The organism is Echinicola arenosa, assembly GCF_014841125.1.
Taxonomy (GTDB): Bacteria; Bacteroidota; Bacteroidia; order Cytophagales; family Cyclobacteriaceae; genus Echinicola; species Echinicola arenosa.
In genome coordinates this window covers 54,032-67,453 of record NZ_JACYTQ010000008.1, presented here as the reverse complement: position 1 = coordinate 67,453, position 13,422 = coordinate 54,032, and the positions used below count along the sequence as shown (strand labels likewise).

Annotated in this window: 15 protein-coding genes and 1 riboswitch; of the genes, 1 reads left to right on the top strand and 14 read right to left on the bottom strand. The window is 43.0% G+C overall.

Translation table 11 applies throughout. The annotated features are described in order from the left end of the window. Positions 1–119 precede the first annotated feature (119 nt). The 8 genes from IFO69_RS18465 to IFO69_RS18430 all read right to left on the bottom strand — a co-directional run bounded on the left by IFO69_RS18465 (position 120) and on the right by IFO69_RS18430 (position 5,740). Positions 120–653 (bottom strand): phage integrase N-terminal SAM-like domain-containing protein, encoded by a 534-nt coding sequence (locus IFO69_RS18465; protein WP_192011619.1) that lies wholly within the window; start codon positions 651–653, stop codon positions 120–122. A 186-nt stretch (positions 654–839) separates the two neighbouring features. Further along, complete coding sequence (locus IFO69_RS18460; RefSeq protein WP_192011618.1) at positions 840–1,496, bottom strand: 3-oxoacid CoA-transferase subunit B; 657 nt, start codon at positions 1,494–1,496, stop codon at positions 840–842. A 22-nt stretch (positions 1,497–1,518) separates the two neighbouring features. Continuing rightward, the gene (locus IFO69_RS18455; protein WP_192011617.1) at positions 1,519–2,214 is read right to left on the bottom strand and encodes a CoA transferase subunit A; all 696 of its coding nucleotides are present in this window, start codon (positions 2,212–2,214) and stop codon (positions 1,519–1,521) included. Positions 2,215–2,232: 18 nt separating this feature from the next. Then, the gene (locus tag IFO69_RS18450; RefSeq protein WP_192011616.1) at positions 2,233–3,162 is read right to left on the bottom strand and encodes a bifunctional riboflavin kinase/FAD synthetase; all 930 of its coding nucleotides are present in this window, start codon (positions 3,160–3,162) and stop codon (positions 2,233–2,235) included. After that, positions 3,162–3,842 carry a tRNA pseudouridine(55) synthase TruB gene (gene truB, locus IFO69_RS18445; protein WP_192011615.1) on the bottom strand — a complete coding sequence of 227 codons (681 nt, stop codon included), beginning with the start codon at positions 3,840–3,842 and terminating at the stop codon, positions 3,162–3,164. Before truB ends, IFO69_RS18450 begins: the two co-directional genes overlap by 1 nt. Before the next feature lies 1 nt (position 3,843). Beyond that, positions 3,844–4,641, bottom strand: coding sequence for an undecaprenyl-diphosphate phosphatase (locus IFO69_RS18440; protein WP_192011614.1), 798 nt, complete (start codon positions 4,639–4,641; stop codon positions 3,844–3,846). Then, complete coding sequence (locus IFO69_RS18435) at positions 4,642–4,848, bottom strand: DUF3098 domain-containing protein (protein ID WP_192011613.1); 207 nt, start codon at positions 4,846–4,848, stop codon at positions 4,642–4,644. A gap of 1 nt (position 4,849) precedes the next feature. Continuing rightward, positions 4,850–5,740, bottom strand: a complete 891-nt coding sequence (locus tag IFO69_RS18430) for a cell division protein FtsX (protein ID WP_192011612.1) — start codon at positions 5,738–5,740, stop codon at positions 4,850–4,852. Positions 5,741–6,000: 260 nt separating this feature from the next. Between IFO69_RS18430 and IFO69_RS18425 the strand changes: the two genes are divergently transcribed. Further along, the gene (locus IFO69_RS18425) at positions 6,001–7,422 is read left to right on the top strand and encodes an alanine/glycine:cation symporter family protein (protein ID WP_192011611.1); all 1,422 of its coding nucleotides are present in this window, start codon (positions 6,001–6,003) and stop codon (positions 7,420–7,422) included. Between the two features lie 28 nt (positions 7,423–7,450). Here the strand turns inward: IFO69_RS18425 and IFO69_RS18420 are convergent, their stop codons facing one another. The 6 genes from IFO69_RS18420 to IFO69_RS18395 form a co-directional block, all read right to left on the bottom strand. Beyond that, positions 7,451–7,840 (bottom strand): VOC family protein, encoded by a 390-nt coding sequence (locus IFO69_RS18420; RefSeq protein ID WP_192011610.1) that lies wholly within the window; start codon positions 7,838–7,840, stop codon positions 7,451–7,453. A 43-nt stretch (positions 7,841–7,883) separates the two neighbouring features. Beyond that, entirely contained in the window at positions 7,884–9,116 is a 1,233-nt protein-coding gene (locus tag IFO69_RS18415; protein WP_192011609.1) for a homoserine dehydrogenase, read from the bottom strand. Then, positions 9,109–10,164: a homoserine O-acetyltransferase MetX gene (gene metX, locus IFO69_RS18410; RefSeq protein ID WP_192011608.1), complete on the bottom strand. Its 1,056-nt coding sequence runs from the start codon at positions 10,162–10,164 to the stop codon at positions 9,109–9,111. Before metX ends, IFO69_RS18415 begins: the two co-directional genes overlap by 8 nt. A 3-nt stretch (positions 10,165–10,167) precedes the next feature. Continuing rightward, the gene (locus IFO69_RS18405; protein ID WP_192011607.1) at positions 10,168–11,475 is read right to left on the bottom strand and encodes an O-acetylhomoserine aminocarboxypropyltransferase/cysteine synthase family protein; all 1,308 of its coding nucleotides are present in this window, start codon (positions 11,473–11,475) and stop codon (positions 10,168–10,170) included. 197 nt (positions 11,476–11,672) lie between these two features. After that, a riboswitch (SAM riboswitch) is annotated at positions 11,673–11,782 on the bottom strand. 293 nt (positions 11,783–12,075) lie between these two features. Next, positions 12,076–13,104 (bottom strand): hypothetical protein, encoded by a 1,029-nt coding sequence (locus IFO69_RS18400; protein WP_192011606.1) that lies wholly within the window; start codon positions 13,102–13,104, stop codon positions 12,076–12,078. A gap of 184 nt (positions 13,105–13,288) precedes the next feature. After that, positions 13,289–13,405 (bottom strand): 30S ribosomal protein THX, encoded by a 117-nt coding sequence (locus IFO69_RS18395; protein WP_192011605.1) that lies wholly within the window; start codon positions 13,403–13,405, stop codon positions 13,289–13,291. Positions 13,406–13,422 lie beyond the last annotated feature (17 nt).

Sequence of the window (13,422 nt, the reverse complement as noted above, 5' to 3'; positions counted from 1 at the left end):
ATCTAAACTGAATTGTTTATTTGGATATATAATTCGGTAAACACTACATAGTATCCAATGTCAATTACGTCAGCCATGTTCTCCTTGGCTTGGATAAAAGGGTGATCTCTTTCCTCGAATTAGTTGAGCAAGAATTCGCCCATTTCCACTTTTTCCAGATAAAATTTAATAGCATTGATAGCTTGGTTTTGTGTGCTAAGGGATACTTTCTTTATGCTCACAAGCCAGTCTTGGTAACGACGAATATCTTCTTCCTTAAAGTTATTAAGCTTCTTTGGCTGGATGAAATTTAAAAATTCGTTGAACAAATAACAATAGGTTTTATAAGTACTTTCACTATACCTTTTTCGGAGCAAGCGGTTACGGTATTCCTCCGGAATCAAATCTGGAAGGACCGAAGAGGTCGAAGTTGGTTTTGGCTTAGTGATCAGGGATTGAGACCAAACTAGGTTTTCATTATTGAAAGAAGCTTGTATCTGGTCCCGATTACTGGGACTATCCGGGATCCACCAGCATCTTTGGGTTTTGCTCCAATTGGCGCCCAGCTGTTTACAAAGTTGTATCAGGCGTGGATTATAAGGAAAATACATCCCCAAGACTGCCTGGTCACGATGGATAATCGACTTGATGGATATGGAAAGTTTAGGAATCAAAACAATAAAAAGTTAGCTTCCCCAATATAGATATATTTATTGACTCTTAGACCTGGATTCCAAGTCTTGGAATCCGGGTTAAAAAACTAGTTTAATTTCCATGTTCATTTCAGTGAATAATTGGATCCCTTGGAATAGGCAATCCCGTTTGAAATTAGTTGTTCTGCTACTAATATCTTCAGCTCCTCAGAATACCATTTCCGGAACATCTCCTTCCACTACCAGCCTGCCTTCTGTTTTCGACTGGATTTCTTCTACACTGACCCCGGGTGCACGCTCGAGCAGCTTGAATCCCCCTTGGGGAAGGACTTTTAGGACGGCCAAGTCGGTCACGATCTTATTGACGCACTTGATGCCGGTGATGGGCAGGGTACATTGCTTGAGCAGCTTGGACTTGCCATCCTTGCTGCAATGCTGCATGGCCACGATGATATGCGCTTCAGAGGCGACCAGGTCCATGGCACCTCCCATGCCCTTGACCATCTTTCCCGGTATTTTCCAGTTGGCAATGTCCCCATTTTCGGAAACTTCCATGGCTCCCAAAATGGTGAGGTGCACATGACCACCTCGGATCATGCCAAAGGATTCTGCGGAATTAAAAAGTACCGAGCCTTTCACCATGCTGATGGTCTGCTTTCCGGCATTGATCAGGTCAGCATCCACTTCTTCTTCAGGAGGAAAAGGTCCAATGCCCAAAAGGCCATTTTCAGACTGCAAGACTACCTCCAGGTCATCCGGGATATAATTGGCCACCAAAGTAGGAATACCAATGCCTAGATTGATATATTGGCCGTTTTTGATCTCTCTGGCGATGCGTTGGGCAATATGGATTTTGTCTAACATAAGCTGTAGGTTTGGATAGGGGCTAGGACTTGACGGTTCTCTTTTCGATACGTTTTTCGTAAGCGGTGCCTTGAAAAATACGTTGCACATAGATGCCGGGCGTATGGATCTGGTTAGGGTCCAGTTCTCCCGCAGGAACCAGTTCTTCCACTTCGGCAATGGTAACAGTTCCCGCAGCAGCCATCATGGGGTTGAAGTTTCTAGCGGTTCCTTTGAAGATCAGGTTGCCTGCGGTATCGCCCTTCCAGGCTTTGACCAACGAAAAATCTGCTTTAAGCCATCTTTCGAGGATATACAGCTTGCCATCGAATTCCCGCATTTCCTTGCCTTCGGCGACTTCCGTGCCCACTCCGGCAGGGGTGAAGAAAGCAGGGATCCCAGCCCCTCCGGCACGGGTTCTTTCAGCCAAGGTGCCCTGGGGTATCAACTCTACCTCTAGTTCACCACTGAGCAATTGCCTCTCAAACTCAGCATTTTCTCCCACATAGCTGGAAATCATTTTCTTGACCATGCGTTGCTTTAGCATCAGCCCAATGCCAAAGTCATCTACGCCGGCATTATTGGAAATACAGGTCAGCCCTGTAAGTGGTTTTTTGAGCAGGGCCTTGATACAGTTTTCTGGGATGCCACAGAGGCCAAAACCACCAAGCATCAAAACCGTGTTGCTGGTGATGTCCTTGACGGCTTCATCAGCATTGCTAACTGTCTTGTTGATCATATTAAGTCCATGAAACGCTTATATACCGAAAATTTGTCTCGCCCTGGCCTTGTCCTTGGCCAATTGGGCCTTTAACTCTTCTAAATTTGCAAATTTTCTTTCCGCTCTCAAAAAATCTTTGAAATAAACTGTGATTTGTTTATCGTATAAATTGTCGTTGTAGTCAAACAAATGGGCTTCCACGGTTTTTTCCAGGCCATCTACTGTAGGGCGGTTACCAATGTTCAGCATGCCAAAGTAAAATTCCTCGCCCACACTGATGCGGACCGCATAGGCACCATCCCCTGGAATCAGTTTGTAATTGTTGGGTACATGGATATTGGCCGTGGGAAAGTCAATGGACCTGCCTATCTGTTGGCCTTTGATGACGATGCCGTTCAGTTCATATTCCCGGCCTAAAAATTCATTGGCTTCGGACACATGGCCGGCCAAAAGTGCCTTTCTGATTTTAGTGCTGGAGATGCCTACGTGGTCAATGTCTTCCCGCGATATTTCTTCCAGCTCAAAGCCGTAACGCTCTTTGTTTTCCATCAAATGCTCAAAGCTGCCTTCCCTGTTTTTGCCAAATCGGTGGTCATAGCCGATGACCAATACTTTGGTCTGGATTTTATCGATAAGGACTTTCTGGATAAATTCTTCGCTGCTAAGCTGCGAAAACTCTTTGGTAAAGGGAATGGTGACCAGGTGGTCTATGCCTTCCTTGGCCAGGAGCTTGGCTTTTTCTTCAAAGGTGGTCAGCAATCTCAGGTTATGCTCTTCAGGGTGCAGGACCAGCCTAGGGTGAGGCCAAAAGGTAATCAGGACAGTTTCTCCGTCAGCTTCTTTGGCAATGTCTTTTATTCTGTTCAGGATTTTTTGATGACCCAAGTGCACCCCATCAAAGGTGCCACTGGTTACCACGGCATTGGTGATGGAGGGAAAATGCTCAAGTCCTTCGTAAATTTTCATCACTCGGCTTCTTTTTCGGCTTTGATCTTTGCTACCAAATCCAATACTTCTACAGCATCTGAAAGGAGAAAATCGCCAATTCTGGTACGGGTCAGGGCAGACATATAGGCACCCACCCCTAAGCTTTCGCCCAAGTCCCTGGCCAGACTTCTGATATAGGTTCCTTTGGAACAAACAATGCGAAAATCAATTTCCGGCAACTCAAAACGCGTGATTTCAAAAGTAGAAACCTGCACTGGTCGCGGATCAAGCTTGACATCAATGCCCTTTCTCGCTGATTCATACACCCGTTTGCCATCCTTTTTGATGGCAGAGTGGGTAGGGGGAACCTGCATGATATCCCCGGTCAATCGGACACAGGCATTTTCAATCTCCGCTAAGGTCAGGTGTGAAGGGTCTGCCACCTCTTGGACCTCTTGTTCCAAATCAAAGGATTCGGTGGTCTTTCCCAGCACAAAAGTCCCGGTATATTCTTTTTCCTGCCCCATGAAATCATTGATGCTTTTGGTTTTTTTACCAGCGCAAATAATCAATAATCCCGTTGCCAAAGGGTCCAATGTGCCCGCATGGCCTACTTTTTTAATCTTTAAGGCATTCCTCACCTTTTTGACCACATCGAATGAGGTCCATTCCAAGGGTTTGTTGATCAGGAATACTTCTCCATAAGGTTGTTGATCCATTCTACATGCTTAATCCGCCAATTACGGCAATAGTACCCACTATGGCGCAATAAATGGCAAAGTAAATAAGCTTTCCTCGTTTTACAATATTAATCATCCAAATACAGGCAGCAAGCCCAGCCAAGAAAGCGGCCAAGAAGCCAGCTGTCAATGGAACTGCAGTGATTCCTTCAGCAATGCTAGGGTCTTTAAAGAATTTCAATAGTTTGATGGCAGAGGCACCTAAGATGGGCAAAAGGACCATCAAAAAGGAAAACCGAGTAGCCCTTTCTTTTTCTACGCCGATCAATAAAGCAGTGGCAATGGTGGAACCGGATCGACTGATTCCGGGCATGATGGCAATGGTTTGGGCTATGCCAATCACGATGGCCTTGGGGAAAGTAACATGCCCCTGTCTTTTGGTAGCAAAGTGTGAAAAAGCCAGCAAGACAGCGGTAAACAATAACATGGCACCTACTAACACGATTTTTCCTCCAAAAAGGGCCTCTATCTGTTCTTCAAATAGCACACCGACAATGCCTATAGGAATCATCGATAATAAAATTTTGGCCGTGAACTGTGTACCATCATTCCACTGGAACTTAAACAGGTCCTTAAATATGCTAGCAATGTCCTTTCGGAAAACAATAATGGTACTTAGAGCAGTGGCGGCATGAACCACCACGGTAAAGAGTAAATTGTCAGCAGCCTGAACCCCCAAAAGGAAGGAACCCAATTCGATATGGCCACTACTGGACACAGGCAAAAATTCAGTCAAGCCCTGAATGATGCCCAAAATGATCGCTTCTATGATTGTCATTTATTTTTCTGATTTGTAAAAAATGGCGTAAAATTCAAAAATGAAACCGGCCAAAGTGATAATAGGTCCCAAAGTAAGACCCATAAAACCAAATCCGTGTGGTTCACTGTCCATTCCGATGATCACGAATCCCACTACAATAATGGCGATTCCGATCAACATCAGGGTATAATTTTTCTTTGAAAAAGGAAGGTTGTTCTTATCCATCTTAATAAAGTTCGTCCAAAGACATGTTTAAATATTTGTTAACGGCTCTCAGTGTGCTGAAAAAGGATAGTATCGCTCCAAGAACGATAAGCCCACCAAAGAGCATTAAAATCAATTTGTTGTTTTGTAATAGGGCAAAGCCATCGATATTGGCCTTGGTATATTCTATCAGACCGTAAAGTAGGGCAGAAGAAAGAATTCCTGCAAGGCTCCCAAAGAAAAAAGACCTGTTGAGGAAGGGTTTTCTGATGAATCCACGGGTGGCACCTACCAGTTGCATGCTTCTGATCAGGAAGCGCTGGCTGAAAAGGGCCAGTCTGATGGTATTGTTGATCAAGATGATGACAGTGATCACCAAAATCAGAATGAAAGCACCGAGGACAATGCTGACTTTTAGCAGGTTTTTGTTGATCGATTCCACCAAGTCATTCATATAAGTTACCTCAAAGACCCCGTCCAATTTTTGGATTTCGGCGACGATGTTTTCCATCTTTTCAGAGGTTTGAAAAGCCTCATGAATGGAAATGACATAACTGTCCCGAAGGGGATTGTCATCCAAGAATTTGCTAAAATCTTCTCCCGTATCTTCCAAAAAAGATTTTGCTGCCTCATCAGCAGAAATGTAAGACAATTGGGCACCATCTTCCTTTTGAAGGACATAGTCTTGGTTTTCCAGCATCTTGCCAATTTTGGCACGGTCAGCTTCGGTAATATTTTTGTTCAGGAATACCTGTACTTCAATGTTCTCGCGGATAATGGAAGTCAAGGTTTTGGCCTGAATAACAATGACCCCAAAAAGCCCCACAATAAAAAGGGAGAGGGTGGTGCTAAAAAGCACACTCATAAATTTAAAACTTCCCAGTCTTTTCTTTTTCCTTAAAGATTTGCTCATGCTGATTTGAATTCTCTCAAAATTAATCAGGTATCCGTATTAAACCAATCTTAATTGGATTAAAATGAAACCATTTATTATGGTGGATATAACGTATAACTTACTTTTTCAGTACATCGGAAAGCAACCTGCCAGTTGTCCTAAAAATCGGGTGTGTTAATAGAATATTTCGATTATTTTAAGAAATTTTTCTTTTCTTTGGGATCTCTCCACTGATAAACCCAAATGTAAAAGTATAATTGGAGCTTAAAATAATTGATATGAAAGAAGTAATTGAGGCCATCAATGGATTAGTTTGGAGCAATGCATTGATTGTCCTTTGTCTGGCCACAGGTATTTATTTTTCCATCAGGACCGGTTTTCTTCAGGTGAGCTACTTGAAAGAAATGGTTAGGTTATTATTTAAAGGGGAATCATCCGAAAAAGGGGTTTCGTCATTTCAGGCATTCGCCATTGCCATATCAGGAAGGGTAGGGACCGGAAATATCGCTGGGGTAGCGACCGCCATCGCCATGGGAGGCCCCGGAGCTATTTTCTGGATGTGGGTGATTGCTTTTCTGGGGGCTGCCTCCGCATTTGTGGAGTCCACTTTGGGACAAATCTATAAAGAAGTCAATGATGGTCAGTACAGGGGTGGTCCAGCTTACTATATCGAAAAAGGCCTAGGGGTAAAATGGTATGCCTTGCTGTTTGCTTTCGCCACGATCCTTAGTACAGCCTTGTTCATGCCCGGGGTACAGAGTAACAGCATTGCCCTGAGCATGCAGAATGCTTTTGATGTGCCGGTAACTTATACTGGTATTGGCATTACCTTGGTTTTGGGCTTGATTATCATTGGTGGTGTCAAAAGAATCAGTAAGGTAGCGGAAGTGGTGATTCCTTTTATGGCAGCAGCCTATATTTTGATGGCTGTGGTCATCATCTCAATGAACATCACAGAAGTCCCGACCATCCTTACATTGATCGTGAAATCAGCTTTTAATATGGAAGCGGCGTTCAGTGGTGTTTTTGGTATGGCCATCGCGTGGGGAGTCAAGAGAGGAATCTATTCCAATGAAGCAGGGCAGGGCACGGCACCTCATGCTGCAGCGGCTGCAGAAGTGAGCCATCCGGTCAAACAGGGTTTGGTTCAGGCCTTTTCTGTTTATGTGGATACGCTTTTTGTTTGTACAGCGACAGCCCTGATGATCCTTTTCACTGGACAATATAATGTCATCAATCCTGATGGTGGGTTCTTAATTGAGAATTTACCCGGTGTGGAGATAGGCCCGGAATATACCCAGTATGCTGTAGCAACACATTTCCCGGATTTGGGAAGAGGGTTTATTGCAATTTCTTTGCTGTTCTTTGCCTTTACGACCATCATGGCCTACTATTATATTGCCGAAACGAATCTTAGTTATCTGAACCGCACCAAGCATTTTCCTTGGGCCATTTGGGCATTAAGGGTATTGATTTTAGTGGCCACCTTCTATGGCGCCATCAGGACAGCGGAAGTAGCCTGGATGATGGGGGATATTGGTGTGGGCGTCATGGCCTGGTTGAATGTTGTCGCTATTTTACTGTTGGGTAGACCGGCTTTACTGGCCTTGAAGGATTACCAAAGACAGCAAAAAGAGGGCAAAGACCCTGTGTTCAAAGCCAAAGAAGCAGGTATTAAAAATGCCGATTTCTGGGATTGATCATTGAAGAATATGGGAGTAGTTCTGACTACTCCCATATTCCTTTTGGTACTATTTCAAGTACATGGCCAAAGGGATCCTCAAAGTAAAAACTTTCCAAACCATCCTTCCAGCTTTGTTCATGTGTGATGGTAATTCCTTTTTGAAGCAGGCTTTCCTTAGTGGAATGATAGACTTCTGAAGCTACCTCAAAAGCAATATGCTGTTTTCCTTTGGCAAAATGGGGAGGCAAAACTTTTTCATTTTTTGTCTTTTCGGGGATAAAGCAAAGCAAGACAGAGCTGCCACATCTAAAAAAAATATGCCGGCCTTCCTCTGTGGAAATCACCGGCATACCTAGGATGTTGTGGTAAAATGATGCTGCCTTGTCCAGATCATGGATATAAAGGCAAGTTTCTTTGATTTGTGAATATTCCATGCTTTAATTTAACCAAAAGCATGGATTTTTACAGTTAAAATGCCTAGTTCAAGCTAATGGTCACCTTCACCTCTTCTTTCAATGCCTGTAGGACATCTTTTTTGGTCGCCGTTTCATTTAGGGCAACAATCGATATTTCTTCTTCCTGAATCAAAGTCTGTTTTTCTTGCAGTAATTGGGCTGAAATGGTCGCCACACTCCAATAAGCTTCCTGGTTGAAAACTATTTCAGCTTCTGGAACAAGTGATTTGATGGCGTTTTCTGAATGGGCACGGACGATCACTTCCAAATTCCCGCTTTTTGGCTGGAATGTTTTTGGAAGTTCACCATTTAGTTTGTCATAAGAGTAGGAATAACCTCTTTCAGACTTGGTCAGGTCAGCATAGACTGATGCTCCGGTAGGTAAGCTGCCTGCTCCTTTTCCTTTGTAAAACTGTTCTCCAAGATTTCGGGAAATTATCTTGACGCTGTTGTATTCATTTTCAACCCAATACAATGCATTTTTTGGGTTGACCAATGAGGGTAGGATAAAAGCTGTTATCCCGTCGGCTGTAATTTGGGCTTTGGCGATCAACTTGATTTTAAGCCCTAGCTTTTGGGCCAGGATGACATCTTCTTTTCTAATATGCTGTACGCCCAAAGTTGGGATGTCTTTTTCAGGGACAAATTTACCAAAGGCATGGAGTATTAGAATGGCCAGTTTGCTGCTGACATCGCTGCCATTAATGTCCAGAGTAGGGTCTGCTTCGGCAAAACCGTTGTCCTGGGCCAACTTGAGGGCTTCTTCAAAAGTCAGGCCTTCTTCAAAAAGCTGGCTGAGAATGTAGTTGGAAGAGCCGTTTAAGATTCCTTCCAGTTTTTCAATTTGGTCTCCGGCAAAATGGGTGTCCAAGGTGGTGATGATAGGGATTCCTGCAGCTGCAGCAGCTTCATAAAGCAAACTCCCACCAAATTCTTTCTCCAATTGCAGAAATTCCGGCAGGTGAGCGGCCAGCATCTTTTTATTGGCAGAAACCACTTTTTTACCTGATTTGAGCAATGTACTTACAATATGATAGGCCTCTTCCGGATCAGAAATTAATTCCAGACCAATATCATAATTTGAATCTAAAATATCATTTGGGTCAAAAGAAAAGGAAAGCTCAGGGTTTCTTTCCTTCTTTTTGTTTTGTACTACTATGGTCTTGGGAAGTAGGTTTTGCTGGTGTTTTTTTGCAATACTATAATATCCTTGTCCCACCACACCAAAACCGAATAAGCCAATCTGTTTAGCCATTATTTTCCAGATAAAAAGATTTTAAAATATAGTTTAATTGTTCATTTTCTACCAAAAATGCATCATGGCCATAGATAGAGCTGATCTCTCTATAAGTGCCATTAGGGACATTCTTGCTGATGAACTGTGATTCTTCTTTGGTAAATAGCAAGTCGGTGTTGATGCCAATGGAAAGTACTTTTGACTTGATTTCAGACAGTGCTTTGGCTGTACCGCCTCTGCCTCTGCCCAAGTCATGGCTGTCCATTGCTTTGGTCAATACCCAATAAGACAGCGCATTGAACCTGTTGGCCAGCTTTTGGCCTTGGTACCTTAGGTAAGAGCTGACTTTGAAATGGTCAGTCTTTTCTTCGGTTTCTTTTTGGCTGGTTTCAAAGATGTCCTGGTGCCTGTAACTTAGCATACCAATGGCCCTGGCGGCTTCCAATCCTTTTTTGCCCGCATCGGGGGAATTTTGTCCCCAAGTGCTGTCAGATTCAATGGACATTCTCTGCGCTTCATTAAAGCCAATGGTCCAAGGGGATGTCTTGGCGTTGGAAGCAACGATAATGGTTTTCTTTACTTTTTCCTGTAGGCTATAAGACCATTCAAGGGCCACTTGGCCACCCAATGAACCACCAATCACCGTATCTATCTTTTCGATACCCAAGTGTTCCCGAAGTTTGTCAAATGCCTTGGCCATGTCCCTGGTGGACAGGTTTGGAAAGTCATAGTAATAAGGCTTTCCGGTCTTGGGATTTTCACTCAATGGCTGCGTGGAACCATAGCAAGAACCTAATAGGTTGGCACAGACGATGAAATATTTGGTTGGGTCAAAGAACTTGTCCTCTCCAACCAATCCACTCCACCATTCGTGTGCATTGGCATCTCCTGTAAGAGCATGCAGTACCCAAATGACATTGTCTTTTTTAGCTGTAAGGTGTCCTTGGGTCGTATAGCTCAGTTGGAATTCCGGAAGGCTTTCTCCTGAGTCTAATTGCAATTCTTCCTCACAATGGAAAACTTCTTGGCTCATATCGGTGATCAGATACGGTGATTGTAAGTTCATTTTTTACTTTATTTTTTCAAAAGCTGCCGTTAAGTCAGCTTTGATGTCATCAATGTGTTCGATACCCACGGACAAGCGCAACAAGGTAGGAGTAACTCCTGCGGCAAGTTGTTCTTCATCGGTAAGTTGTTGGTGGGTAGTAGCGGAAGGCTGAATGATCAAGGTCTTCGCATCACCCACATTGGCCAAATGGGAAATCAAGCTGAGGTTATTGATAAACTCACCGGCTTTTTCCTTGTCGTCTTTAAGTTCAAAACTCAATACGCCTCCAAATCCGTTGGTCAGGTATTTCTGGGCCAAAGTGTGATAAGGGCTGCTTTCCAAACCAGGGTAATTTACCTTCTTCACTTGGGCATGGTCTTCCAACCATTTGGCGATGGCCAAAGCATTGTCTACAGTCCTTTGTACCCTCAATGAAAGGGTTTCCAAACCTTGAATCAACTGAAATGCATTGAAAGGACTTAGAGCAGGTCCAAAATCCCTCAAACCTTCTACTCTTGCCCTGATAGCAAAGGCCACATTGGGCAGTCCCAATGGGTTGTTATCACCGAAAGTTTCCCAGAAATTCAATCCATGGTAGCCTTCAGAAGGTTCGGAGAATTGAGGGTATTTGCCATTGCCCCAGTTATAGTTACCTGCATCTACGATCACACCACCTATGGAAGTGCCATGCCCGCCGATCCATTTCGTGGCAGACTGTACCACTATATTGGCACCATGGGCAATAGGTCTAAATAGAAAACCTGCGGCGCCGAAAGTATTGTCCACCACTAACGGGAGGTCATGCTTCTTGGCCAGTGCGGCAATGCTTTCAAAATCAGGAATGTTAAATTCAGGGTTTCCAATGGTTTCTACATAGATGGCCTTGGTCTTGTCATCAATAAGTGCTTCAAAATCAGCTGCTTTATCGCTTTTGGCAAAACGGGCATCGATACCAACTCGTTTGAGGGCTACTTTAAATTGATTGTAAGTGCCACCGTATAGGAAAGGGGAGGAGACCAGGTTTTCACCTGCTTGTATTATATTGTTGAGCGCCAAAAACTGGGCGGCTTGACCAGAGGCAGTTGCCAATGCTGCCACACCTCCTTCAAGTGCTGCTATTCTTTTTTCAAAAACATCTGTAGTAGGATTCATAATCCTGGTGTAGATGTTACCAAATTCTTTTAGACCAAATAGGTTGGCACCATGTTCTGCTGAATCAAATACATAAGAAGTAGTTTGATAGATGGGTACCGCTCTGGATTTTGTGGTCGGGTCGGGTTCTTGTCCAGCGTGTAGCTGAAGTGTTTCGAAATGATAAGGTTGTGCCATTGTGTTGACGAATTAGTTAATTGACAAAGAATTATTAAAAGAAGTAGAAATTAAATAATAGTAGTGGGGCCCAGATCAAGAAGTCTTGGGCATCAGCATGCAGATCATCTCTGATGTCTTCAAAAAGAAATTGAAAGAAATTGTTGCTTGTTGTTTCGTCTTTGGTGTAATCCTTTTTATAAAATTCATTGTTTAAGAATTTATATTTCCAAATGCGGATATTCACATTTGGCAGGAATTGGCACCTTGGATTTTCCAGGTTGCCAGAGGGTCAATGAGCCTGTCTCTCACCTCTTCTGTATAAATCCTTGTACTTTTAAAAAGTAAAGGATAGCACAAAGTAACAATTCAATTGTTGAATTTGCAAGCTTTCGAAATGGAGAAATGTAAAAATATTTCCCGTTTGAATTCCCTATTAAAACGATAGAGAAAAAGGTTTGTTGCGTAAAATCAAGCCTATTTTAAGTTTAAAAAGGATTTTGCCCGGTTTTGTTGTTCGAAAGAAATTGAAAGAAATAGAAATAAAATTTCAAGTTTATATAGCAAAGAAAAAGCGCTTGATCCAGTTCAAGCGCTTCATGATATAATAGTCGATTATTATTAGTCTTCATAATAATATACTGCGGAAGCTCCTTCCACAGATTGGCTAAATGTCGGTGATGGATTTCCGTTTGAAGTGAAATAATTGAAGGCCAGTATTTTACCTCCTCCATTGGCTCTTTCTGCCACAAATATCATTTGGCTGTCTTCACTGTATGCAACATCCACAGGGTTCCCCAGGGAAGTATTGGAACCTTCGATTCGGGCCTGCTGGCTGGATGAAATCATTCCGCCATTGGAGGTGGCATTTAGTTTATTGCTGAAATCGGTAATAAGGGTCAAACCACCATCACTGTCCGATCCCGCATCCCCAATGTCGGTCAAGACCATCAAGTCATCTTCCATAGAATAGGTCAGTCCATGTGTCCTCACTAACCCTTCAATGGTTACCCTTTTGGAAGGATTGATCATTCCGTCTGCGTTGGCAAAGAAATTATTGAATACAGCAAGGTCACTGTCCTTGTCCACAATGGCATACAGGGTGTTTCCTTCAATATGGATTCCCCATAATGCAAAGTCAACTCTATAGGTATTCATCAAGCTAAAGCCTGAGGAAGTTGTCTGGTACACATAAAAACTGCTTTGATTGCCATTGGCCTCAACTGGAGATTCGGCCACTACTACCATGTCATTGTACACAGCGATTTCCCTTCCGCTCACAAAGTCACCCATGGTGTTCAATCCAAGCGAAATGGAAATTCCGGAATTCATTAACGAAGCTTTAAAGTCTCCATAAACATTTAAAGAGTTGTTGGACCTCACGAGCTGAATGATTTCATCGTCTTCTGCATCATAATAGATGCCATCTGCGTCCGCTCCAGCTGATGCAGTTGTGCTTGTGCTTACATTGCTGGGGTCTGTAAAGTCCATGATAGAGATCATACCACTGGTGTTGCTGGAAACAAACAAGGAAGCGATGTCGCCATTGTCAGGCATGTCCATGTCATCATCATTGGTGCATGATAGATTGCATAAGCTTATACCTACTGTTAAGCTTGCGATTAAGGTTTTGTTCAGATCAATTTTCATTTTGTAGTCGTTAGTTGATTATACAGCTAACTACGAAGTAGGAGGGGGCCGTGGATTTAAGGAGGTTTAAATATTCAAAGAATTTCTAATATTTTACTTGGTATGGTTAAATGGGGTTATCGGATACCGCAAAAAAAAAACCGGAATAAATCCGGCTTTATATATTGGTAAGGTTGGTGGTCAATCAATTGTTTGCCTTTTCCTTCTTACTTGCAATATTTTGATTTTTGTGAGGCCTGCTAGCTCCGTAGGTTCCACGGTTGATTTTGCCTCTTTTGCTTTTCATATCTCCTTTTCCCATTGTTTTTTAGATTTTTT